Origin of the sequence: Pannonibacter carbonis (assembly GCF_003012935.1) — a bacterium.
Classification (GTDB): domain Bacteria; phylum Pseudomonadota; class Alphaproteobacteria; order Rhizobiales; family Stappiaceae; genus Pannonibacter; species Pannonibacter carbonis.
The window spans coordinates 221,495-243,952 of the sequence record NZ_PUDR01000008.1; the positions used below are offsets into that span (position 1 = coordinate 221,495).

General features: G+C 63.2%; 21 protein-coding genes. 12 read left to right on the forward strand and 9 right to left on the reverse strand.

The window, feature by feature from the left end:
- Window positions 1-100 precede the first annotated feature (100 nt).
- Both C8348_RS22415 and C8348_RS13220 read left to right on the forward strand, forming a co-directional pair.
- Entirely contained in the window at window positions 101-2,125 is a 2,025-nt protein-coding gene (locus tag C8348_RS22415; protein WP_244294005.1) for a methyl-accepting chemotaxis protein, read from the forward strand.
- 212 nt (window positions 2,126-2,337) lie between these two features.
- Window positions 2,338-3,528: an NAD(P)/FAD-dependent oxidoreductase gene (locus C8348_RS13220; RefSeq protein WP_106753801.1), complete on the forward strand. Its 1,191-nt coding sequence runs from the start codon at window positions 2,338-2,340 to the stop codon at window positions 3,526-3,528.
- Between the two features lie 4 nt (window positions 3,529-3,532).
- Here C8348_RS13220 and C8348_RS13225 read toward each other — a convergent pair whose 3' ends face one another.
- Complete coding sequence (locus C8348_RS13225) at window positions 3,533-4,546, reverse strand: hypothetical protein (protein ID WP_106753802.1); 1,014 nt, start codon at window positions 4,544-4,546, stop codon at window positions 3,533-3,535.
- Between the two features lie 11 nt (window positions 4,547-4,557).
- Window positions 4,558-5,358 carry an alpha/beta fold hydrolase gene (locus C8348_RS13230; protein WP_106753803.1) on the reverse strand — a complete coding sequence of 267 codons (801 nt, stop codon included), beginning with the start codon at window positions 5,356-5,358 and terminating at the stop codon, window positions 4,558-4,560.
- Window positions 5,359-5,566: 208 nt separating this feature from the next.
- On the opposite strand from C8348_RS13230, the gene C8348_RS13235 reads away from it, so the two are divergent.
- Together C8348_RS13235 and C8348_RS13240 are read left to right on the forward strand one after the other, a co-directional pair.
- The gene (locus C8348_RS13235; protein ID WP_106753804.1) at window positions 5,567-6,487 is read left to right on the forward strand and encodes a sugar kinase; all 921 of its coding nucleotides are present in this window, start codon (window positions 5,567-5,569) and stop codon (window positions 6,485-6,487) included.
- A 149-nt stretch (window positions 6,488-6,636) separates the two neighbouring features.
- On the forward strand, window positions 6,637-7,254 hold the full coding sequence (locus C8348_RS13240) for a L,D-transpeptidase (RefSeq protein WP_106753805.1): 618 nt from the start codon (window positions 6,637-6,639) through the stop codon (window positions 7,252-7,254).
- Window positions 7,255-7,328: 74 nt separating this feature from the next.
- On the opposite strand, the gene C8348_RS13245 is transcribed toward C8348_RS13240, so the two are convergent.
- The 5 genes from C8348_RS13245 to secA all read right to left on the reverse strand — a co-directional run bounded on the left by C8348_RS13245 (window position 7,329) and on the right by secA (window position 14,508).
- Window positions 7,329-8,531 (reverse strand): adenylate/guanylate cyclase domain-containing protein, encoded by a 1,203-nt coding sequence (locus C8348_RS13245; protein ID WP_106753806.1) that lies wholly within the window; start codon window positions 8,529-8,531, stop codon window positions 7,329-7,331.
- Between the two features lie 92 nt (window positions 8,532-8,623).
- Window positions 8,624-10,141, reverse strand: a complete 1,518-nt coding sequence (locus tag C8348_RS13250; protein ID WP_106753807.1) for a glycosyltransferase family 39 protein — start codon at window positions 10,139-10,141, stop codon at window positions 8,624-8,626.
- Window positions 10,138-10,572, reverse strand: a complete 435-nt coding sequence (locus C8348_RS13255) for a GtrA family protein (protein ID WP_106753808.1) — start codon at window positions 10,570-10,572, stop codon at window positions 10,138-10,140. The genes C8348_RS13250 and C8348_RS13255 overlap by 4 nt, the downstream gene beginning before the upstream one ends.
- Window positions 10,569-11,615 carry a glycosyltransferase family 2 protein gene (locus tag C8348_RS13260; protein ID WP_106753809.1) on the reverse strand — a complete coding sequence of 349 codons (1,047 nt, stop codon included), beginning with the start codon at window positions 11,613-11,615 and terminating at the stop codon, window positions 10,569-10,571. The genes C8348_RS13255 and C8348_RS13260 overlap by 4 nt, the downstream gene beginning before the upstream one ends.
- 88 nt (window positions 11,616-11,703) lie before the next feature.
- Window positions 11,704-14,508, reverse strand: a complete 2,805-nt coding sequence (gene secA / locus C8348_RS13265; protein WP_106753810.1) for a preprotein translocase subunit SecA — start codon at window positions 14,506-14,508, stop codon at window positions 11,704-11,706.
- Between the two features lie 276 nt (window positions 14,509-14,784).
- On the opposite strand from secA, the gene C8348_RS13270 reads away from it, so the two are divergent.
- The 4 genes from C8348_RS13270 (at window position 14,785) to C8348_RS13285 (ending at window position 17,827) form a co-directional block, all read left to right on the forward strand.
- Window positions 14,785-15,648, forward strand: a complete 864-nt coding sequence (locus C8348_RS13270) for a peptidylprolyl isomerase (protein ID WP_106753811.1) — start codon at window positions 14,785-14,787, stop codon at window positions 15,646-15,648.
- A gap of 198 nt (window positions 15,649-15,846) precedes the next feature.
- On the forward strand, window positions 15,847-17,088 hold the full coding sequence (gene argJ / locus C8348_RS13275) for a bifunctional glutamate N-acetyltransferase/amino-acid acetyltransferase ArgJ (RefSeq protein ID WP_106753812.1): 1,242 nt from the start codon (window positions 15,847-15,849) through the stop codon (window positions 17,086-17,088).
- Window positions 17,089-17,165: 77 nt separating this feature from the next.
- Window positions 17,166-17,570: a (deoxy)nucleoside triphosphate pyrophosphohydrolase gene (locus C8348_RS13280; protein ID WP_106753813.1), complete on the forward strand. Its 405-nt coding sequence runs from the start codon at window positions 17,166-17,168 to the stop codon at window positions 17,568-17,570.
- Between the two features lie 44 nt (window positions 17,571-17,614).
- Window positions 17,615-17,827 carry a Flp family type IVb pilin gene (locus tag C8348_RS13285; protein WP_106753814.1) on the forward strand — a complete coding sequence of 71 codons (213 nt, stop codon included), beginning with the start codon at window positions 17,615-17,617 and terminating at the stop codon, window positions 17,825-17,827.
- 32 nt (window positions 17,828-17,859) lie between these two features.
- Here the strand turns inward: C8348_RS13285 and C8348_RS13290 are convergent, their stop codons facing one another.
- On the reverse strand, window positions 17,860-18,750 hold the full coding sequence (locus C8348_RS13290) for a class I SAM-dependent methyltransferase (RefSeq protein WP_106753815.1): 891 nt from the start codon (window positions 18,748-18,750) through the stop codon (window positions 17,860-17,862).
- A gap of 170 nt (window positions 18,751-18,920) precedes the next feature.
- On the opposite strand from C8348_RS13290, the gene C8348_RS13295 reads away from it, so the two are divergent.
- The 4 genes from C8348_RS13295 (at window position 18,921) to C8348_RS13310 (ending at window position 21,475) form a co-directional block, all read left to right on the forward strand.
- Entirely contained in the window at window positions 18,921-19,697 is a 777-nt protein-coding gene (locus C8348_RS13295) for a ComF family protein (protein WP_106753816.1), read from the forward strand.
- A 132-nt stretch (window positions 19,698-19,829) separates the two neighbouring features.
- Window positions 19,830-20,087, forward strand: a complete 258-nt coding sequence (gene grxC, locus C8348_RS13300; RefSeq protein ID WP_106753817.1) for a glutaredoxin 3 — start codon at window positions 19,830-19,832, stop codon at window positions 20,085-20,087.
- An 8-nt stretch (window positions 20,088-20,095) separates the two neighbouring features.
- Window positions 20,096-20,926 (forward strand): carbon-nitrogen hydrolase family protein, encoded by an 831-nt coding sequence (locus tag C8348_RS13305; protein ID WP_106753853.1) that lies wholly within the window; start codon window positions 20,096-20,098, stop codon window positions 20,924-20,926.
- A gap of 12 nt (window positions 20,927-20,938) precedes the next feature.
- Entirely contained in the window at window positions 20,939-21,475 is a 537-nt protein-coding gene (locus C8348_RS13310; protein WP_106753818.1) for a DUF1178 family protein, read from the forward strand.
- 113 nt (window positions 21,476-21,588) lie between these two features.
- Here C8348_RS13310 and C8348_RS13315 read toward each other — a convergent pair whose 3' ends face one another.
- Entirely contained in the window at window positions 21,589-22,326 is a 738-nt protein-coding gene (locus C8348_RS13315; protein ID WP_106753819.1) for a phasin family protein, read from the reverse strand.
- Window positions 22,327-22,458 lie beyond the last annotated feature (132 nt).

The following is a 22,458-nucleotide window of genomic DNA, read 5'->3' on the forward strand; positions in this document are numbered from 1 at the left end:
AATTGCCGTAGCGTGTTGAGCCGCTGTTAACCGCTCTGGCGCCATGGTCTGGGAAAGGTGATCGCCTGCCAGAACGGACAGGCCAGTAGGGTTTCGCCCAATGAGCAAAGCTTTGCAATCCCATTCCTCGCCCGCAGGCAATGGTCTTCTCGCAGGCATGACGGTCAGGTTCCGGATTGTTGTTCTCAGCCTGATTTCGACACTTGGTCTGATCGCGGTCGCTTCCGTGTTCTGGTGGAGCCAGGCAAGTGTGGATGGCGCATTCCGAGCGTCGGAGAGCAACGCGGACCTGTCCCGCGAGACCTATCAATTGCTGAAGGCTGCCGATCATCTCCGGCTGCTTGAGAAGGCCTATCTGGTTGAACCTTCGGACAGTCTGCACCAGTCATTGCTCGCCGGACATGCGGATACGGTGGAAATCCTGCAGAAAGTCCGGCAAATGGAAGCCGCCCAGGCCCTGACAGCCGAGACCGGGGACCTTGCGGATACGCTTGACGGTATCGTCGGGTCCTTCAACGAGTTGCATGGCGTGCAGTCCGAGATCGGCTTCGACGCGGCCTCCGGCCTGCGTGCCCAGCTCAGCACCCTGTCGGGGAAGGCGAAGGGCCGTATCGATGACGAATTGAAGTTCGGCGGCGCGTCCGACTTCGAAAAGTTGGCGCGTACCGTTATGGATGTGCAGCTGGCGGAAAGCCGGTTCACACAGTCCGGCGGCAGCCCGGAGACGCTTGAGGCGTTCAACAAGTCCTTTGCTGTTTTCCAGAAGCTGATCGGGCGCGTCTATATTCCAAACGAAATCAAGGCCGAGATCGAGACCAGCATGACGGCCTACAAGGCCGCCTTTGACCAGTACGCCGCAGCGCTTGCGGCGCGCGTCACCAAGATCACACTTGCTGAGGATCTCTTTAGCCTGCTGCCGCCGCATATCGACGCCTTGCTGGCGTCGGCAAGCGCAGGGGACATGGAGGCGCAGAAGGAGCTGTCAGCTATCCGCTCCTTGTCCGCCAAAGTGGTCCTTGGGGCGATCGGTGGTCTGGTCATCATTCTTTCGGCGCTCGCGATCATGATTGGCCGTTCGATATCCGGGCCTTTGGCCAGATTGCAGGGATCGATGGAGGTGCTGGCGTCCGGCAAGACGGACATCGACCTTCCGGAAGCCAATGGCCGCGATGAAATCTCTGCCATGGTCCGCACCGTCCGGGTGTTCCGTGACAACGCGGCCGAACGCAACCGGCTGGCCGCCGAACAGGCACGCGAAAACGAAGGGCGAGACGCCCGCGTCGCCCGGCTTGAAACGATCATCTCCAATTTCGAAGCGGCCGTGCAGCGCTCGCTCGACAGTCTCGACAAGGCATCGGCTGACCTCGGCAATGCATCCAGCGCGGTGGAATCGGCGTCGGACGAAGTGGCCGAGCTTGCCGATCAGGCTGGCAACAGCGTCCGTGTTGCTGCCCAGAACGTAACTTCGGCGTCCGGGGCAACCGAGGAACTGGCAAGTTCGATCAAGGAAATCGCCTCGCAGGCCGGTCGCTCGACCCAGGTGGCGAAACGCGCGGTGGCGGGTGCCGACAGCACGTTCTCGACCATGCAGGAGCTGTCGAACGCAGCTGACCGGATCGGGGCTGTCATGAGCCTGATCCGCGACATCGCCAATCAGACCAACCTGCTTGCGCTCAATGCTACGATCGAAGCTGCCCGGGCTGGTGAGGCCGGCAAGGGCTTCGCGGTCGTGGCGGCGGAAGTGAAGCAACTGGCTGACCAGACCGCCAAGGCGACGGAAGACATCGCCAAACAGGTCGATGCAATCCAGAGTGCATCCGCAGGGGCTGTTTCGGCCATCTCGGAAGTGCGCGACATCATTGCTGACATGGATGGTCTGGCCTCCGCCGTTGCACAGGCCGTCGAGCAGCAGGACCGTGCGGTATCGGGCATTTCGCGCAACGTCGCTGATGCCTCCAATCGCTCCGAGGAAGGGGCGAACCGGATGGATTCGGTGGTCGCAGCAACAAGCCATGCGCGGGCATCCGGCGACGAGGTCGACCGCCTGTCGAAGGTTCTCTCCGAACAGGCCAACCTGTTGCGCCGTGAAGTCCGTGGTTTCCTCGAAGGCGTGCGGGCTGCCTGACATCACGTCCCTTTATCGGTCTTTCAATCGGCGCGCGGCCAACGGTCGCGCGCCGTTTTTCATGCTGTTGAACCGCTCTGTCTGCGCGCAGGTATTCCCCGGCTTGCTGTAAAGTTGGTTGATGCCCTTTGCCTTGTGGGCAAGGCTCCGGTATCCCTTTGCCGCTTCGCCCGTCGGAGATGCTCCAATTCGTGCCCATGACAGGAGTGGCCATGCAGGACAGTATCGTCATCGTTGGTGCCGGTCAGGCTGGTGCCCAGGTTGCCCAGTCGCTGCGGCAAGGTGGCTTCACCGGTTCGATCCGCCTGATCGGGGAAGAATCGCATCCGCCTTATCAGCGCCCGCCGCTGTCCAAGAAGTTTCTGGCCGGTGAAACGGACGCAGAAGGCCTTTGGCTGCGACCCGCTGCCTTTTACGAGACCCAGTCGGTTGATCTCCTCACCGGGAGCGAGGTCGCTGCAATCGATAGGGACGCCCACGCTGTCGTCCTGGCCAGTGGTGAGCGGGTTTCCTACGGCAAGCTGGTGCTGGCGACGGGCACGCGGGCGCGCCGCATTCCCGTGCCTGGAGCCGATCTTGCCGGTGTCTTGACGCTCCGGTCCATCGCTGATGTGGACCGGATCCGGGATGCGCTTGGCCGGCATGATCGCCTGGCCGTAATCGGCGCCGGTTACATTGGCCTCGAGGTCGCAGCCGTTGCGCGGGCCATGGGCAAGACGGTCACTGTGATCGAGGCGCAGGACCGTGTGCTGAAACGTGTTGTCTCCCCGGCCATCTCTGCCTTCTACGAATCCCTGCATCGCGGCAAGGGCGTCGAGCTGCGTCTCGGCACGGGCCTGTCGGCAATCGAGGGCGCGAATGGTCAGGTGTCCGGCGTGCGGCTGGCTGATGGCAGTCTGGTGCCGGCCGGTCTTGTGCTGATGGCCGTTGGTGCGGAACCGAATGATGCGCTGGCAGAAGCGGCCGGGCTTGAGACTGACAATGGCATCCTCGTTGATGGCGGCGGGCAGACGAGCGATCCGGACATCTATGCGGCGGGCGACTGCACCCGCTTCTTCCTGCCGCGCTATGACCGCTCGGTGCGGCTGGAGAGTGTGCAGAACGCCATCGACCAGGCCAAGGTCGTCGCCCAGTCGATCCTGGGTCAGGAGGTGGACTATGATCCGCTGCCCTGGTTCTGGTCCGACCAGTATCACGTCAAGCTGCAGATCGCCGGCCTGTCGGAAGGCTATGACGAGGTCGTCACCGTGGGCGAACCGGCCGAGGACAAGTTCTACGTCGCCTATCTGCAGCAGGGCCGTTTGATTGCCGTCGACAGCATCAACTCGCCGCGCTCCCACATGATGGCCCGCAAGGCGATCGGCGAGCCCTGGCGCGCGGATCTTCTGCCCGCTGCAGCCTGATGGCTCACGGCGTGCCGTAGAGCGCCTTGAACCGGGCCTCGACCGCCGGGGCCCGGTCATAGTGATGGATCACGGCGAAGCGATCGCCGGCGCGGGTCAGGACCACGCCGTCCTCAAAGCGCGGCAGCGTGGCCGGATCGGCAAAGGCGCCGGGGCTTTTCGATGGTTCCATCAGCGTGCAGGCGTGCAGGGTCCACGGCTGCTGCCAGTCGGTCAGCAGCGTGATCCGGCCGAAGGCGCCGAAGGACAGGAGCTGGTTGAAGGCGATCTGGTCGCCGATGCGCTTGCTCTGGTCGAAATAGTAGTTCGCCAGCATCAGCTCCAGCATCGCCTCGAACCGGCCGGCGAAGAAGCCGCAGCAGATCACCGGCTTGCCCGCGACACGGCGCAACGCGTGCTTGCCGAAGGCCTTGATCGTCATGCGGTGGTTCCACGGGTCCGCATGGGTGATGCCTTCCACGGAGGCAATCAGGTCCTTGTCCGCCGGCAGGTTGGCGGCGATCCAGTCGAACGGGTTGCCCTGGAACGCCACGTCGCGCGCATCGGAGAAGGCCAGGAAACGGAACGTCTCGCCCGTGCGCTCGGCGTGATCACGCAACAGCTCGCTCGAGTGGAAGAAGCGGCGGTCGTGGATCTTGTCGCGGAAGCGCAGGATGCGGCGCGTCCAGGTCCAGCGGCTGTCGACCCTCAGCTTGCTGCCGTCGAGATGATCGGCGAGTTCCTCGTCGAGCTGGCTGTAACGGTAGCGCGTGCCATCCTGGCGATAGGTGAAGACGACGGCGCCCTGCGCTTCCATCCAGCGCACCAGCTCGGCCTCTACGTCATAGGCGACGACGAAAACCCGCCCGGCAAATCCTGTTGCCTTCAGCGAGTTGAACCAGACCGCCATGTCTGCCGGCCTGTAGCCGGAGACAGCCGTGACGATGGCGTCCAGCGGGCCGTCGGCGCGAATCGGTTCGACCGGGGTGCTGTGCCAGCCCGGAACGGTGGGCACGGGCAGGGCGGATTGGTTGCTCATCGTCAATGCCCTTATCGCGCCGCGCTGGCTTCGAGAATGAGCCGGATCACCGCTTGCGGGTTTTCCAGATGCGGCATGTGGCCCATGCCGTCGAACAGGTGGCAGGCGACGGTGCCCGGCAGATCGCCAGCCTGATGCACCGGCAGCACACGGTCCTGCCGGCCCCAGACGAGTTTCACCGGCATGCCGAGATCGGCAAGGGCCGCCTTCTCGATGGTCTTTTGGCCATCGCCATCAAGGATTTCCTCGACGATGGTGGTCAGGGCCTCGATGGCTCCCGGCTTCTGGCGCAGCTCTGCCGCATGGCGGGCGAACAGGCGCGGCATGCGGAAGCCAAAGCCAAAGAATTGCTCCAGCAGCGGCTCCAAGTCCTTTTCGCTCTCGGTCCGGGCGTAGCGCCGCAGCAGCTTGTCATTGATCTCGCGGCCAAAGCCGCCCGGTGCCAGCAGCGTCAGGCTCGCGACGCTCTCCGGCGCGCGCATGGCGACCAGCGCGGCCACTGCGCCGCCCATGGAGTGCCCGACCAGATGCACGGGGGCGAGGTTCATTGCCTCCAGCGACTGCACCACGGCCTTGGCGGAGACGCCGGCATTGCCGATCCGTGGCCAGGCGAGCGCCTTGCCGTGACCGGGCAGATCGAAGGCGATGGTGCGCCGGCGCGGTGACAACCCGGTCTGGATGTTCAGCCAGGTCTGGTGATCGCCGCCGAAGCCATGCAGCAGAACGATGGGTGCCCCTGACCCGTCGCCCTGCTCGTGATAGGGCAGATGGGCATTGGCTGCAGGAACGAGAGGCGTGGCAGGGCTGGACATGGCGGGGTCCTTGTCGCATTCATGTGGTCACACTGATAGCTGCCGCGCCACGCAAAGAAAAGCCACGGCGACTTGCGCAAGCTGCTCAACCTGCCCGGCAAAAGGACGGATGGACAGCGGGGTCGGACTGGACTAAATCGATTTAAATGGCTGTGTCTGGCCATTCCGGCTGTGAGCCGTGTTGTCCTGTCATGATCTGGAACCTCAAATGACCGCTGCGATCGATCTCGTCTGCCTTGGCGAGCCCATGGTGGAACTCAACCAGCAATTGGCAGGTGGCCCCTACCACCCCGGTTTCGGTGGCGACGTGTCGAACACCGCGGTCGCGGCTGCCCGGCAAGGCCTCAAGGTCGCCATGGCGACCGCGCTTGGTGCCGATGTGTTTGGTGAGAGCCTGCGCGCCATGTGGACGGCGGAAGGCATCGATCATTCGGCCGTGCCGGCGGATCCGGACGCGCCGACCGGGCTCTATTTCGTCACCCATGGCCCTGCCGGCCATACGTTTTCCTACCGCCGCGCCGGCTCGGCCGCGAGCCGGATGAGCCCGCGCAGCCTGCCGCTGGAGCTCATCACCGGCGCGAAGGTCCTGCATTTCTCGGCGATCAGCCAGGCGATCTCGCCGTCAGCCTGTGATGCTGCGTTTGCAGCTGTCGAGTCCGCGCGTGCAGCTGGCCGGCTTGTTTCCTATGACACCAACCTGCGTCTCGCGCTGTGGCCACTGGCGCGGGCGCGCGCTGTCATCCGCGCCACCATCGGTCTCAGCGACATCATCCTGCCGGGCCTCGATGATGCACAGAAGCTGTGCGAGGCGCAGGATGCGGACGGGATCGTAGACGAACTGCTGGGTCTTGGCGCGAGGATCGTTGCCCTGACCATGGGCGGCGACGGCGTTCTGGTGGCAACCGGGGAGCGCCGGGAGCGGATTGCCTCCCACAAGGTGAAAGCCGTTGACGCGACTGGGGCGGGTGACGCTTTCGATGGCGCCTTCCTGGCTGAGTACCTGCGGACCGATGATGCCTTTGCGGCAGCGCACTATGCAAATGCGGCGGCGGCACTGTCGGTGACTGGCTATGGCGCGGTCGCGCCGTTGCCGCGCCGCACCGATGTCGAGGCATTTCTGCGGGCGTGAGCCATGATTGACGAAACGTAATGCTTTGTTCACCATAAAATCGGAAAACCGTCGGACAGGTCAGGCCACCGTAAAAATCGGCGTGGTGGCCGAAAGCCTGTCTGCCGGTTCATCCGGATTTCGGGACAAATCTTTTGCGAGCGGGTTCAATGCGGCTACGATATCGTCTTTCACTTCTTGCCCTTTGCCTGGGTCTTGCCTTGCCGCCGGTTTCGCCGGCGCAGGCCTTTGCGGACAACAAGTTCTATGACCCGGTGACCAAACAGTGGGTCGAACTGAAAATGACGCCGGACGTCGCCGGCAAGATTGCCCGCCGGAAGTTCAAGCGGAAGATCGTTGACTTCAACAGCTCCGAAGCCCCCGGAACGATCATCGTCGATACCGAGGACCGCTTTCTCTATCACGTGCTTGGTGATGGCACGGCGATGCGCTACGGGATTGGCGTCGGCCGCGACGGCTTCACCTGGCGCGGCGAGCAGAAGGTGACGCGCAAGGCCGAGTGGCCGGGCTGGACGCCGCCGCCGGAAATGATCGTCCGTGAACGCAAGAATGGCCGCAAGCTGCCGGCCTTCATGCCGGGCGGGCCGAAGAACCCGATGGGCGCGCGGGCGCTTTATCTCGGCAACACCATTTACCGCATCCATGGCACCAACGAGGACTGGAGCATCGGCCAGGCGGTTTCGTCCGGCTGCTTCCGGATGTGGAACGAAGACGTCGAGCATCTTTACAGCCAGGTGCCGGTCGGCGCGAAGGTCGTGATCCGCTAACGTCTGACTGCCCAGTTCCAGGAAGCCTTGCAGGCCTTCCTGGAATTTGCGCTCTTACATGGAACTCCCGCCGATCATGCCAGTCGCAGAGCGAAAAGCGGCCGGGGTTCGCGGAAGCCGGCCAGAAGAAACTCGCCTACCGGGTCAGTATCAGCCTTCGCAGCGCAGGCAACATCCTCCGTCAGAAGAACGGCCTGATGCAACTGCTTGGTCAGTGCTTCCATGCGTGCTGCCGCATGGACGGTCTGCCCAATGACAGAGAAGGTCAACCGATTGGCGATGCCAATGTTGCCAAACATGACGCGGCCAACGGAAAGCGCAATGCCTGCTTGCATCGGCGGCATGCCGGTCGCAAGGTCACCGAGGCCGAGCCGTTGAAGCCGCGTCACGCTGTTTTGTGCTGCCGCGACCGCCTGGGCCGCCGCCGCTGGCAGTCCGTCCGCTGAAATCGGGAAGATGCCGAGGACGGCATCGCCGATGAAGTCGAGGATCTCGCCGCCTTCCGCTTCCACAGCGCCTGCGGTGGCCTCGAAATAGCGATTGAGCAATCTGAGATAGAGATCCGGTCCGAGGGCTTCGGCATGGGCTGTCGATTCGCGCATGTCGGAGTAGAAGATCACGGCCTCGATGCTCTGCCCGTCGCCGTGGCGGATCTGGCCGTTCAGGACCTGTGTCCCGGCCCAGCGTCCGAGGTATGTCTCCGCTACCGTCCGTGTGATCTGGGCCTGAACAGTCGCGCGAACGGCCAGCGCCAGACGCTTCTGCAGATACTCGATGGTGGAAACATGGACATCGGTGAAGCCGCCGGGCGCGCGACTGGCCCAGCTCACCAGCACGCCGGTGTTGCCCTGGTTCTCTTCGATGGCCGGCAACTCGAATGGGGTCATGACAATCAGGTAGTCGCTGAAGCCCGTATCTTTCAGTTCACGCAGCAGCGGGAACCTTGGATCGGTCTCGGCGCCATCCAACCGCAGCCTGAGTTGCCGCTCGCCGCTTTTCCAGAGCCACCGCATCGGGCTTTGCAACCATTCGTCGGTTTCTTCCTGTTCATGGTGGAAGCTTTCATGCGCGACGGGCGCCTGGTGCTGCCAGAAAATGCTCTCAGCCTCGATCAGCGGATGCAGGGTATTCCAGGCCAGCAACGCCCGATCAACCGGCACGTCGATGGCACGCAGCCGCTGGCAAAGGCCATCGAGGATCGTTGCGACAGTCGAGTTCCTGAGCGCAACGGTGATCAGCCAGTCTTCGATGGCCTCAATCTGCTCATTGGTCTGCATGTCTGTCTCTCCGCCCGCCCCGATCCCGCAGCCTTGCCACAGGTGCCTGAAAAGTCAAAGGGCGGCCCGTCAATCCAGCTGGCTCGTCCCCTTCACAGCTCAGGCATCTGGCCGGGCGGGACAATGATCCAGTTGACCCGCAGCGGTGGCCACTCTGCCGGAGCCGCATAGGGGATATCAGCGAAGCCATCTCGGATCCGGTTCGGGTAGATCTCCGCAAGGGTGCCGGTGGGGACCTCGCTGTCGCCGGTCCAGAGCACCAGCACGCCGCGTGTCTGGACATCCTGCGGATCGATCCAGGGCGCCACAGCTGCCGTGTGGTCGGTGAAGAGGGAAGGGCGATCGGGCGAGAACAGGGTGGCATGCGCCGCTGGCCACATGTCGCCTGCCACATAAGCCAGTGGCAGGTCCGTTGCCTGCCGCCAGGCGTCGGTGACGACGCGGGCGAGTGCGTCGCCGGGGAAATGGATCCGTGTTGGCTTGGACTTGAACATCGGCTCCACCAGGGCCTGCGCGGTGACCACGCCCAGGAACAGGAGCTGGATGGCAACAGCAGCGCCGAGGGCCCGCCGCAGCGACCAGACGGCTGTCCTGTTGGCCACAAGCTGCACCAGGACAATGCCAATGAGGGTGAACATCGATGCGCCCCACATCTGCTTGAACTCGCGTCCTGTGACGCCGGAGACAAGCAGAACCACAGCCAATGGAGCCAGGGTGAACCAAAGCATGAAGCGCAGGTCTGGCTGTGTGCCGGGCGCAGCGACGAGATTTGGCCTAGCTCTCAGAAGCGCCCGCAGTCCGGACAGGCCAAGGCCCGCGGCCAGCACCAGAAGGACCGGGGCGAGACTGCCGATCTGGCCCGCCAGGAAATTTGCCGGATAGAGCAGGTGATCAAGCCAGGTTTCAGCCGGCATGCTGCGGTCGGCTGCATAGGTGAAGGTCAGCCAGTCTGTCTCCAGCAGCCAATAGACATGCGGGATGAACAGAATGGCGCCCGTGGCCATGGCGACATAAGGGCCGGGGGTTTTCAGGCAGCGGCGGGCATCGGCAAAGACGAGCGCATAAAGCCCGATGCTGCCAATCAGAAGCGCTGCGAAATATTTGGCATAGAGCCCTGCAGCCGCCAGGAGGCCGAGAATCAGCCAGTCGGTGAGGGCGCCTCGTCGCAAGGCTCTGTGGAAGAACAGCAGCATGCCGGCCCAGACCGGGATCTGCAGGATGTTGGGATTGAACTCAGGCGCAGGCAAGGTGAAGTAGAACGAGCAGCTTGTGGCCACCAGGGCCAACAGGCTTTGCGGCCGGGACAGTCCGACATCCCGGCCCAGGCTCCAGATGAAGACGTAGGCGAGGACAAAGCAGATCTGGCTGAGCCAATAGGCACCAAAGGCATGCCCGCCGGTGACATGGAAGCTCGCCTCCAGCAGCCATGCCTGCAGCGGCGGGTGCTTCGTGTAGCCAAGGGCGAGATCGCGGCCCCAGGCAAAGCCTTCGACAACATCCAGCGGCGGGTTGGGGAACAGCAGCGTCGGCAGCATTGCCCAGAGCAGGCTGAAGATCGCGACATAAAACACCGCCGTACGGCTGGCGGAAGCTACCGGGCGTTCGGTCATTGTGGATCGGGATCCGTCTTTGCGGCAAATGCCCAGAACCGGGCACCGAGGAAAGTCAGTGGAGGCACGACGAAGATCGCAACGATGATGCCGATTGTATCGGACCAGGGGGTCAGTTGCAGCCAGGCGGCCAGCGCGCCGTTGTTGAGCACGAAACCGGCGGCGGCCAGCACGAAGAACCGACGCATGCGCCTGGCCGAACCGGTGTTCCGGTCCGACTGGAAGCTCCAGTGATGGTGGCCGAAGAAGGACACCAGAAAGGCAACGAGGAAGCCGCAGACATTTGCCGCCATGGCGGGAACTCCGCCATATTCGACGAGCGCGATGGCAACGGAGGCATGTACACAGGCAGCGGTGAGGCCGACCGCGCCGAAGCGGGCAATGGTGCCGATTTCCCGCACCAGCCGGCGCCTGTCAGCCAGCGGTGTCATTCGGCAGATCTGTCGGTGGGTAGTGCCGGCTCGTCTTTCGCGGCCGCGTAGTCGATGACATCCTGCACCAGAAATACCGGCCTCTGCTTGGTCTCGATGAACAGGCGTCCGACATATTCGCCGACGATCCCGATCGAGAGCAACTGGAGACCGGAGAAGAACAGGACGCTGACCATCAACGAGGCGTAGCCCGGCACATCTATGCCGTAGATCAGCACGCGCAAGATCAAAAACACGGCATAGGCGATGGCAAGGGCCGCGACGGTTCCGCCGCCATACAGCCAGATCCGTAGTGGCACGGTGCTGAAACTCGTCAGGCCGTCGAGCGCGAAGTTCCACAGCCGCCAGTAGTTCCACTTGCCTTGACCAGCCCGGCGCAATGGCCGCTCGTAGGCAATGTAGGTCGAGGGGTAGCCGACCCAGGCAAACAGGCCCTTCATGAAGCGGCTGCGTTCCGGCAGGCGCTTGAGGGCGTCGACGACGCTCCGGTCAATCAGCCGAAAATCGCCCGCGTTGGCCGGCATGCTGATTTGCGTCAGCCGGTCAAAGACCTTGTAGAACAGATGCGCCGTGCCACGCTTGGCCAGGGTTTCCTGCGATCTGTCGACCCGCAGCCCATAGATGACATCAAAGCCGCTGCGCCATAAACTGACCATTTGCGGAATAAGTCCGGGCGGATCCTGGAGGTCTGCATCGAGAATGGCGACGATATCGCCGTGGGCGTGTTCCAGGCCAGCAGAGAGGGCGGCTTCCTTGCCGAAGTTCCGCGACAGTCCGATCAGCCGCCCCGGCAGGCCGGCTGCCAGGTGCCGGCTGATGATTCGCGCCGTGGCATCAGTGCTGCCGTCATCGATGAAGACATACTCGACGGAGAGATGCAGCCCGGTCAGGGCCGCTTCGGTTTCTTCCAGGAAAATATCGAGAACCTCGGCCTCGTTGAAGACGGGCACGACGATTGACAACAGCGGGACTGCAGGGCGGCTCGCGGCCCTGCGCTCGGTGTAGATCGACTGGCCCGGCGGTGAGCTCTGGACGTCGATCATGCGGGCTTCCCCCTGCTGTCTCTTGGCTGCTGCCGGGGCCGCTGCCGGGGCCTGGATGCGTCCGGCAGCGCCGAGTGTCTTGCCGTCTTCAGACGAATGCGCCGTGGCAGTGCTTGAATTTCTTGCCTGAGCCGCAGGGGCAGGTTTCGTTGCGGCCGACCTGGCCCCAGGTCGAAGGATCGTTCGGGTCGCGGGCGACGCCTGTCGCCGCAAACCCGCCAGCCACGGCAGCCGGTCCACGCGGACGCAATGGAGCTTCCTCGTCTTCGCCGGTGAGCGGATTGATGTGATGCGGGTGCATCTCGCTCGGCTCATGCGGCATTTCCGGCATCTGCTGGGTGACCAGTTCGACGCGCATCAGCTGTGATGTCGTCACCTGACGCAACTGCGCCAGCATGGTCTCGAACAGCGAGAAGGCCTCGGTCTTGTACTCCTGCAGCGGATCGCGCTGGGCATAGCCGCGGAACCCGACGACGGAGCGCAGGTGATCGAGGTTGGCAAGGTGCTCGCGCCACAGGTTGTCCAGCGTCTGCAGCAGGATCGCCTTCTCGACCTGGGACATGATCTCCGGCGTATAGCGGGCGATCTTGCTTTCCATGATCTCATCGGCCGCCTTGCGCAGGCGTTCCTTCACCTCGTCCTCGGCAATGCCTTCTTCCTTGGCCCAGTCCATGACCGGCAGGTCAAGGGCCAGGATGGTGCGGACCTCTTCCTGCAGGCCAGCCGTATCCCACTGCTCGGGATAGGCCCGCTCGGGGATATGGCGCGAGACGAGATCCTCGATCACGTCATGCCGCATGTCGGTGACGGTCTGGTTGAGGTCGCTGCCATCCATCAGTTCGACGCGCTGCTCGAACACCACCTTGCGCTGGTCGTTCATCACGTTGTCGAACTTGAGGAGGTTCTTGCGGATGTCGAAGTTGCGCGCCTCGACCTTCTGCTGCGCCTTGGCGAGCGCCTTGTTGATCCAGGGATGGATGATCGCCTCGCCGTCCTTCAGTCCAAGCTTCTGCAGCATCGAATCCATCCGGTCGGAGCCGAAGATGCGCATCAGGTCGTCCTGCAGGGACAGGAAGAACTTGGAATGGCCCGGGTCGCCCTGACGGCCGGAACGGCCGCGCAGCTGGTTGTCGATGCGCCGGCTTTCGTGGCGCTCGGTGCCGATCACATAAAGGCCGCCGGCCGCCAGCGACTTCTGCTTCAGCATTTCCACATCGGCGCGGATCGCAGCTTCGCGTGCGGCCCGCTCCTCGCCTTCCGGCATGTCGGCCAGTTCGCGCTCAATGCGCATTTCGGCATTGCCGCCAAGCTGGATGTCGGTGCCGCGGCCGGCCATGTTGGTGGCGATCGTCACCGCGCCCGGCAGACCGGCCTGCGAAATGATGAAAGCTTCCTGCTCGTGGTAGCGCGCGTTCAGCACGGCGAAGATCTTGTCCTTCGCGGTGCCGTCCACGGCATCGAACAGGGGGACGAAGGCGTTCGGGTCGTTCACATCGACCTGGCGATAGCCATGCTTCTTCAGCCGTTCGGCCAGGAATTCGGATTTCTCGATGGATGTCGTACCGACGAGGATCGGCTGTCCGCGTGACTTGCAATCGTCGATCAGTTCAACGATTGCCCCGAATTTTTCGTCAACGGTGCGATAGACCTCGTCGTCATCGTCAATGCGCTTGACCGTGTTGTTGGTCGGGATTTCGACGACTGCGAGGCCGTAGATGTCCATGAACTCGTCCGCCTCTGTCGAGGCCGTTCCGGTCATGCCGGCCAGCTTCTCGTACATGCGGAAGTAATTCTGGAAGGTGATGGACGCCAGGGTCTGGTTTTCCGGCTGGATCCGGGCCTTTTCCTTGGCCTCGAGCGCCTGGTGCAGGCCTTCCGAGTAACGCCGGCCCGGCATCATGCGGCCGGTGAACTCGTCGATGATCACCACTTCGCCGCCGCGGACGATGTAGTCACGGTCGCGCTGGAACAGCTTGTGTGCCTTCAGCGCCTGCTGCAGGTGATGCACTACCGAGACATTCTCGACGTCGTAGAGCGAATCCGAGCGAAGCAGTCCGGCTTCGCCGAGCAGGGCCTCCAGCTTGACGTTGCCAGCCTCGGTGAACGAGGTGCTACGCTGCTTTTCATCCAGCTCGTAGTCGCCTTCGTCCAGCATCGGGATGAAGGCGTCAATGGTGTTGTAGAATTCCGAGCGGTCCTCGAGCGGGCCGGAGATGATCAGCGGCGTGCGCGCCTCATCGATCAGGATGGAGTCCACCTCATCGACGATTGCGTAGTGATGGCCGCGCTGGACCATGGCCGCGCGCTCATATTTCATGTTGTCGCGCAGGTAGTCGAAGCCGAACTCATTGTTGGTGCCGTAGGTGATGTCGGCGGCATAGGCTGCCCGGCGTTCCTCGTCCGAGAGGCCATGCACGATGACGCCGACGGTCAGGCCGAGGAAGCGGTAGACCTTGCCCATCCACATCGCGTCGCGCTGGGCGAGATAGTCGTTCACCGTGATGACATGCACGCCCTTGCCGGAGAGCGCATTCAAATAGACCGGCGCGGTGGCAACGAGGGTCTTGCCTTCACCGGTACGCATTTCCGAGATTTCGCCGGCGTTCAGCACCATGCCGCCGATGAGCTGGACGTCGTAATGGCGCTGCCCCAGGGCGCGACGCGCACCTTCGCGCACCGTCGCAAAGGCCGGGATCAGCAGATCCTCAAGCGGAGTGCCAGTCGCCAGCTGCTCGCGGAACATCTGGGTACGGGCGCGCAGCGCCTCGTCAGACAGAGCCATCATCTCGCTTTCAAGAGCGTTGATGGCGGCTACCTTGGACTTCATGGACTTGATCTTGCGATCATTCGAAGAACCAAAAATCTTACGTGCCAGTGCACCGAGGCCTGCCATATGGCGGTCCTTCCAGATGGCGGGCGGCGGGCGAACGGATCAGTCCGGCGCGGCCCTCAAAAAAATCTCAATTGCGATCCAGGTTTGCCCGGCTTGCCTGCTTCAGAGCAACGGCAGGTCAGGACCGCAGGCTTCGCGCCAGGGGACTGACGCGCCGTCCGACAGATAAGAGGGGGTCGAATGCTTGTCAACGCCGCCGGTTTGCGCAAGTTTGCAGCGCCGTCCGCTTCTCTTCACGGGGAGGCAGGCATTAGAGTTCACACACAAGGACACCTCATGTTCCGTTCCATCCTGCGCCAGCCGCTACGCACTGCCTTGATTGCAGCAACCGCGCTGACGCTTTCCGCAGCGTCCCTGACTGCCCAGGAGCCGGGCGACGTGGTCGCCAAGGTGGGTGACACTGTCATCACCGAAGCTGATATCGCCTTTGCCGCCCGGGACCTCGGCCAGGAGTTGCAGCGGTTCCCGCCGGCCCAGTGGCGCTCGATCCTGACTGACGTTCTGGTCGACATGACGCTTCTGGCCAAGGAAGCGGAAAAGGAAGGTCTGCAGAAAGACGAGGACTTCCAGCGCCAGGTCAGGTTCCTGACCACCCAGGCTCTGCGCAACGCCTATATCTCGCAGAAGCTGGAAGCCGGCATCACCGAAGCCGAGCTGAAAGCCGCCTACGACGCAGAACTCGCCAACTTCAAGGGTGAAGAAGAGGTCCGCGCACGTCACATTCTCGTGGCAAGCAAGGAAGAAGCCGAGAAACTGATCAAGGATCTCGATGGCGGGGCGGACTTCGCTGAACTCGCCAAGACCAATTCCAGCGACGGCTCGGCCGCCGCCGGTGGGGACCTTGGCTTCTTCGGCAAGGGCCGCATGGTGCCGGAGTTCGAAGCGGCTGCCTTTGCGCTTGAGCCGGGCGCCTACACGAAGGAGCCGGTGCAGTCGCAGTTCGGCTGGCATGTGCTGAAGCTGGACGAGAAGCGTATCCAGCCGGCCCCGGCCTTCGAGGATGTCCAGGACGGCCTGCGCAACAAGCTGATGCGGGACCGTTACACCGCACTGATGACGGAGCTGAAGGCGACCCACAAGGTGGAGATCGTTCAGCCTGAGGTGCCTGCTGCCGATCCGGCCAAACCGGCGCAGCAGTAAGCTCCTGATCGTTCCGGCGGTGGCAGGACGCCCTTGTTCGCCGCCGCCGGAGCATGGATTTCCGGGTCGGCTGTGCCGGCCCGCGCCCAGCAGTCGCAGCGCTTGTGTGCAGGCGGGGGCCTCCTCGCAAAACTGGTTGCGCGAGACGCGGCTGTCGGGCAAGTCTGCGCCAGTTTCCGCCCTGTTGACGAGGCTTTCATGTCCACCGAGATTTCCCCGCTTGCGCCCAAGTCCTATCCCGACATGCCGGTGATCGAAGGCGTCCGCTTTGCCACTGCCGCCGCCGGGATCAAGTACAAGGGCCGCACCGATGTACTGCTGGTGCTGATGGACGCGGGTACGGAAGCTGCCGGCGTTTTCACCCGCTCGCTGTGCCCGTCGGCACCGGTGGACTGGTGCCGGGCGAACCTTCCCCATGCCACCGCGCGGGCGCTGCTGGTCAATTCCGGAAATGCCAATGCCTTCACCGGCAAGAAGGGCAAGGCGGCGGTCGAGCTGTCGGCTGAGATCGTCAGCAAGGCCGTCGGTTGCGCTGCGTCTGAAATCTATCTCGCCTCGACCGGTGTCATCGGCGAGCCGCTGCCGGCCGACAAGTTTTCCGGCGTGATCGGCGAACTCGTCAGCAGTGCGGCGGCGGGATCCTGGCTGGAGACGGCCAAGGCGATCATGACCACTGACACTTTCCCGAAGGTCGCGACCCGGACGGTGGACCTTGGCGGCACTCCGGTGACGTTGAACGGGATTGCCAAGGGCGCGGGCATGATCGCGCCGGACATGGCGACTATGCTGTCCTTCCTGTTCACCGACGCCCCGATTGCCGCGCCGGTGCTGCAGGTGCTGATTTCTGAGACTGTCGGCGGCAGCTTCAACTCCATCACCGTCGACAGTGACACGTCGACCTCGGACACTGCGCTGCTGTTTGCGACCGGCAAGGCCGCATCGCGCGGCGCTGCGCGTATCACGGATGCGGCCGACCCGCGCCTTGCCGCTTTCCGCGTCGCACTTGGCGAAGTCATGCTGGAGCTGGCGCACCATATCGTTCGGGACGGCGAAGGCGCGCGCAAGTTTGTGGAAGTTCGCGTCGAAGGTGCAGTCAACGATGCCTCGGCCAAGCGGATTGCGCTGTCGATCGCCAATTCCCCATTGGTGAAGACGGCAATCGCTGGCGAAGACGCCAACTGGGGCCGCGTCGTCATGGCCGTTGGCAAGGCCGGTGAGCCGGCCGACCGCGATCGTCTTGCGATCTGGTTCGGGGATGTGCGCGTCGCCGTCGAGGGCGAACGTGACGCCGGTTACTCCGAAGCTGCCGCATCGGCGGCCATGAAGCAGGAAAACATCGTCATCCGGGTTGACCTGGGGCTTGGCGAAGGCTCGTCCCGCGTGTGGACCTGTGACCTCACCAAGGCTTATGTCGAGATCAATGGCGACTACCGGAGCTGATCCGGGGCATTGTCAGATTTAATCCGGATGTCAGATAAAAAGACGTCCGGGATTGTCCAGAATTGGAACAGCCCTCCATGCGTATTGTTCTGGTTGTTGCCTGTGCTCTAATTGACACTGATGGCCGGATCCTGATCGCGCAGCGGCCAGAGGGCAAGAATCTCGCAGGTTTGTGGGAATTTCCGGGCGGAAAGCTGGAGCCGGGCGAACGTCTTGAGGCGAGCCTGATCCGGGAACTGTCCGAAGAACTTGGGATCAGCGTTAAGGAAGCGTGCCTTGCCCCTTTAACCTTCGCCAGCCACGCTTACGAAGATTTTCATCTCCTCATGCCACTCTATGTGTGTCGTCGCTGGGAAGGCACACCGCAGCCGCTGGAAGGGCAGGCCCTGAAATGGGTCCGCGCAGGCAAGTTGCGGGACTACCCGATGCCTCCAGCCGACGAACCGCTGATCTCCCATCTCATCGGGCTGGTCGGCGCCTGAAACGAATGACGGAACGGCCAAGGACTGGCCGCGAGGAGCTGGGCATGATCCCGACGGGTGGCAAACATTCCCTTCTGGCGGGCGCAAAGGCGCTGGCAAAGCGCTTTGCTGCGGATCAATCCGGGGCAACGATGGTCGAGTACGGCCTGCTTGTCGCGATGATTTCGGCCGCCATCATGGGAACGCTGTTGTCCATCAGTGAAGAGATCAAGACGGACTTCAATTACATTTCGGAAAATCTCGGCAAGGCCAAATGAGGCCTGCCGGTCGAACTGACCGGCGAATAGCCTCAGCTCCCTGGTCCTTTTCGCATCGGATCGAGCGCGTCGGCCAGGCGCATCTTGGCGGAGCCAGGCTTCAGGGGCTTCTGCTGGCTTTCATGCGGCGCCCACCCAGACAGATAGATGACCTGGAACGTGGCGCGGATGCGTCCGTCCGCGTCGGCGTGGTTTGTCGCATAGAGCTCTGCCGCTTTCAGGACCACGGCCCTTGACAGGGGTTTGCGGCTGCGTTCGGAGAGGACAGAAGTCGCACCCATCGCCTTCAGGTCCCGCATCAGGCCAAACAGGCTGTCGTAGCGAACCGTCAGCTTGTCCGTGTCGGTTACTGGCAAGGCGAAACCGGCTCGTTGCAGCAGGGCGCCAAGATCACGGGTGTCGGCAAAGGGGGCCACGCGTGGGCCGGCCCCACCTGTCAGTTCAAGCTCCGCCCGCATCAGGCAGTCGCGCAACTCGCTCAACGTCTCTCCGCCAAGGACGGCGGCCACGAACAAGCCGTCCGGCTGCAGCGCCCGGCGGATCTGAATCAGCGCGCCGGGCAGGTCGTTGACGAGATGCAGCGACAGGGCAGACGCTATCAGGCCGACGGACGCATCTTTCAGGGGCAGAAAGGCGTCGTCACAGACGAAATCCGGTGGGGACAGGTCCGGGTCGGCAAGGAACAAGTCGCCGCGCAGGACCGAAGTCGCACGCCCGCTGGCTGCCAGCGCCGCGCAAAGGCGTCCGGTGTGTCCGCCAAGGTCAACGGCGATGTCAAACTGCCGTGTCACCGCCTGGAGCCTGTCGGCCAGTTCCTCGACGACGGCCGCGAGCAGGAAATCTGCGCCGTCCGTCCGCTGGATCAACGCCCGCTTGCGGCGGCGGGCGAACAATTGGCGGTCGAACAAATCCATCTGGGCCATGATCCTGCTGACTTTCCTGGCGATCGGGGTTTCGTCCCTTGCCTCCCTATATGCCGTCCGACCTTCGAAGGTCAAAACTTCTGCTCGGCTTGTCATGAGACACGGCGGGACTTCGCGGCTTCCGTGACTTGCAGTAGTGTGACCATGTGCTGTTGCGGTGGAGCAGTCTGATGGGGTTGGTGGTTTCGTCCTGCCTGAGGGTCGCGCGTGGCCTGCGCGGTTTTGCCCAGGCTGCCTTCGACGGCCTCCTGCCGCCACGATGCCCGGTCTGTGACGCAGTCATCGCCGCCGACCACAGTCTTTGTCCGGCTTGCTGGACTGCGATGCCTTTTATCGAGGCGCCCTGGTGTGACCGGCTCGGGACCCCGTTTTCACATGATCTGGGCGAGGGAGCGCTGAGTGCGCGGGCCATCGCCGATCCGCCGGTCTATGACCGGGCGCGGGCGGCTACACTTTATAAAGGGGCGGCCCGCGACCTGGTGCTGGGATTGAAATTCGGCGCCCGCCGGGATGTCGCCGGCTTGATGGGGCAGTTGATGGCGCGCAATGGCCAGGATGTCCTGTTGCCGGGTAGCCTGCTTGTCCCGGTTCCGCTGCATCGCTTGCGCCTGTGGCAGCGGCGGTTCAACCAGGCGGCGCTGCTGGCGCAAGCTGTTGCCCGGGTCAGTGGTGTTGCTGTCGAGCCCTGTGCCCTGGAGCGCACCCGGCGGACGCGCCAGCAGGTGGGGCTCACTGCCAAGCAGCGGCAGGTGAATGTCCGCGGCGCGTTCCGCGTTTCGCCAGCCGGCCGTGACAAGATCCATGGCCGCAACGTCATACTTGTCGATGATGTCCTGACAACAGGATCGACGCTCGCGGCCTGTACCCGTGTGCTGCGGGCAGCGGGGGCTACACAGGTCGATGTGCTGACCTTTGCCATTGCCGATCCGGTAACCAATGACCTCTAGTGTTCTTAGCACTCGGAACGATCAGGCTTCGGTCTTGCCCTTGTGCCAGACTGTGCAGGGACAATATAAGCGGGTCGCTTAAGGGTGATGATCGGCCAGTGACCGGGCCGGATCGCCAGCAGGAGTTTCGACGTGGTTGATGTGACCATCTACATTCGGCAGGGCTGCGGCTATTGTGTTGCAGCCAAGCGGCTTCTTGACAGCAAGGGTGTCCGCTACACCGAGCATGACGCAACGTTCAGCCCTGCCTTGCGCGCCGAAATGATTGGCAAGGCGCATGGCCGGACGACTTTCCCGCAGATTTTCATAGGCGGCCAGCATGTTGGCGGCTGCGATGATCTGCATGAGTTGGAGCGGTCCGGCAAGCTTGACCCGTTGCTCGCTGCCTGAGGATGACCATGACCAGCTTTACCGCCGCCTGCGTGCAGATGCGCTCTTCCCGTTCCGTTGCTGACAACATCGCGCAAGCGGAGGACCTGATCCGCCAGGCCGCCGGAGCCGGTGCGCAGTATGTGCAGACCCCGGAAATGTCCAACATCCTGGAGCGCAGCCGCGCGGATCTCATGCAAAAGATCTCGCTGGAAGCGGATGATCCGATGCTGGCGCGGTTTCGGCAACTGGTAGCCGAACTTGGCATTCATCTGCATGCCGGTTCCCTGGCGATCCGCCTTGCCGATGGTCAGGTCGCGAACCGGGCGTTCCTGATCGGGCCTGATGGCGCCATCCTGGCGCGCTACGACAAGATCCATATGTTCGATGTTGACCTTCCGAATGGCGAGAGCTGGCGCGAGTCCGCGACCTATCGCCCGGGCGAGGAAAGCATCGTCGCGGAGCTTCCCTGGCTGAAGATGGGAATGGCCGTGTGCTATGATGTCCGCTTCCCGGCAATTTTCCGCAGCCAGGCGCGATCCGGTGCGGCGATGCTGACCATGCCGGCCGCCTTCACTCGCCAGACCGGCGCGGCACATTGGCATGTGTTGCAGCGCGCGCGGGCGATCGAGAACGGTGCCTATGTTGTCTCGGCGGCGCAAGGCGGCACGCATGAGGATGGCCGCGAGACCTATGGCCATAGCCTGATCATTGGCCCCTGGGGCGATGTGATCGCCGAACTGGACCATGACGAACCGGGTTTTGTACTGGCGACAGTCGATCCGGCGGAATCGCTCAAGGTGAGGCAGCGCATTCCTGCAATTGCCAATGAGCGCGATTTTGCGCTTGTTGGCGCGTGAGGGGGCTCGTTCGTGATCCGCTATTCGCTGGTTTGTGACAATGCGCATGGGTTTGAGGCCTGGTTCCGCAATTCCGCTGATTACGACCTGCAGAGCTCGAAAGGGCTGGTGGCCTGTCCTGTTTGCGGCTCGCCCCTGGTCAGCAAGGCGCTGATGGCGCCTGCCGTGGCGACCGCTGAAAAGCGGGCGGAGCGGCAGGAGGCTGCCCGGCTCGCGGCCGAGGCCAGCAGCAAGGCGGAGACCACGGCACAGGCCCAGCCATCTGCCCCGGCGTTGACGCCGGCGTCGGATGCGTCAAATGCGGCACTGATCCCCTCCGATGCGCGACATGCCGAACTTGTCGGAAAGCTGCGGGAACTCAGGGAACTGATGACGGCAAACGCCGATTACGTCGGTGCGTCCTTTGCCGAAGAGGCCCGCAAGATGCATTATGGCGAGGCTGATCATCGCAACATCTATGGCGAGACCAATCCTGATGATGCGCAGGCCCTGATTGAAGAGGGTATCAATATCCTAGCCTTGCCGGTGCTTCCGGATGAACGGAACTGAGACGCTGGCCGTTCTTGCTTTCTGAAAGATGAAACGCCGCAGCCCTGGCCGCGGCGTTGCATCTATCCGACCGGTGTCGGGAGAGGCCCCAGGCCCAATGGTCAGGCCCGAGATCAGGCTTCTGACGTCGTCGGCGGGGCCGGCTTGCGCGTGGTCCTTGACGCGGCAGGTTTGCGTGGCCGGGCTGCAGAGCTTTCGGATTTGACGGTTGCTCTCGTCGCGGCCGCCTTGGCGGGGGCTACGTCCGGACCCATAGCCTCAAAGGGCGATGGCGAAGCAGAGGCCTTGTCGGCCTCGGTCGTGATCGTTGCTGCCACCGGTTCGTCGGCGTCAGCGAGAGTGACTTCTTCCTCGACTGCGCTTTCCAGGGCAGCCACGGTCTCGATGGCGGTCTCGGTCAAGGCTTCGGCGCTGGCGACGGTCTCGGTCAGGGTCTCCTGCAGCAAGGCAAAGGACCGCTGTGCCTGGCTTTCGTAGTCCTGCCACATGGAGCGCAAAAAGCCCTGAAGGGTTTTCATCGTTTCATCGGGCAAACGGCAGGTTGTCAGCTGCCGGAAGCATTCCATGTCTGCATTGAGGCGATGGGATACAAAATCGACATGGTTCGCCAGCGCCTTCTCGGCATTGGCGGTCAGCCGGCGGCGGGCGTCTTCCATGCTGCGGAAAGCCTGGGCCTCGATCTTGTCGCTGCGTTCTGCCCAGCTCCAGTTGCTCGGGGTCTGCGTCAGCCAGGCCGGTGACAGCACCTGGTCCATCACCGACATTCCTGCCGGCGCTTCCGGATGGCTGCTGTCGTGCAGCTTGCCGTCTGACTGCTTGTCCTCATGCTGCGTGCTGTCATGCTGCGACATATCTTCCTCCCATCACAGGATGCCGGCGCGAGGAGGGCCGGCTGGCCGGTTTCCCCCGGCAAATCCGCTGTCAAAACCCGCGCAGCCATACACGCGCAACGCGTCATTTTGATGATAAGCCGTTCTGCAGCG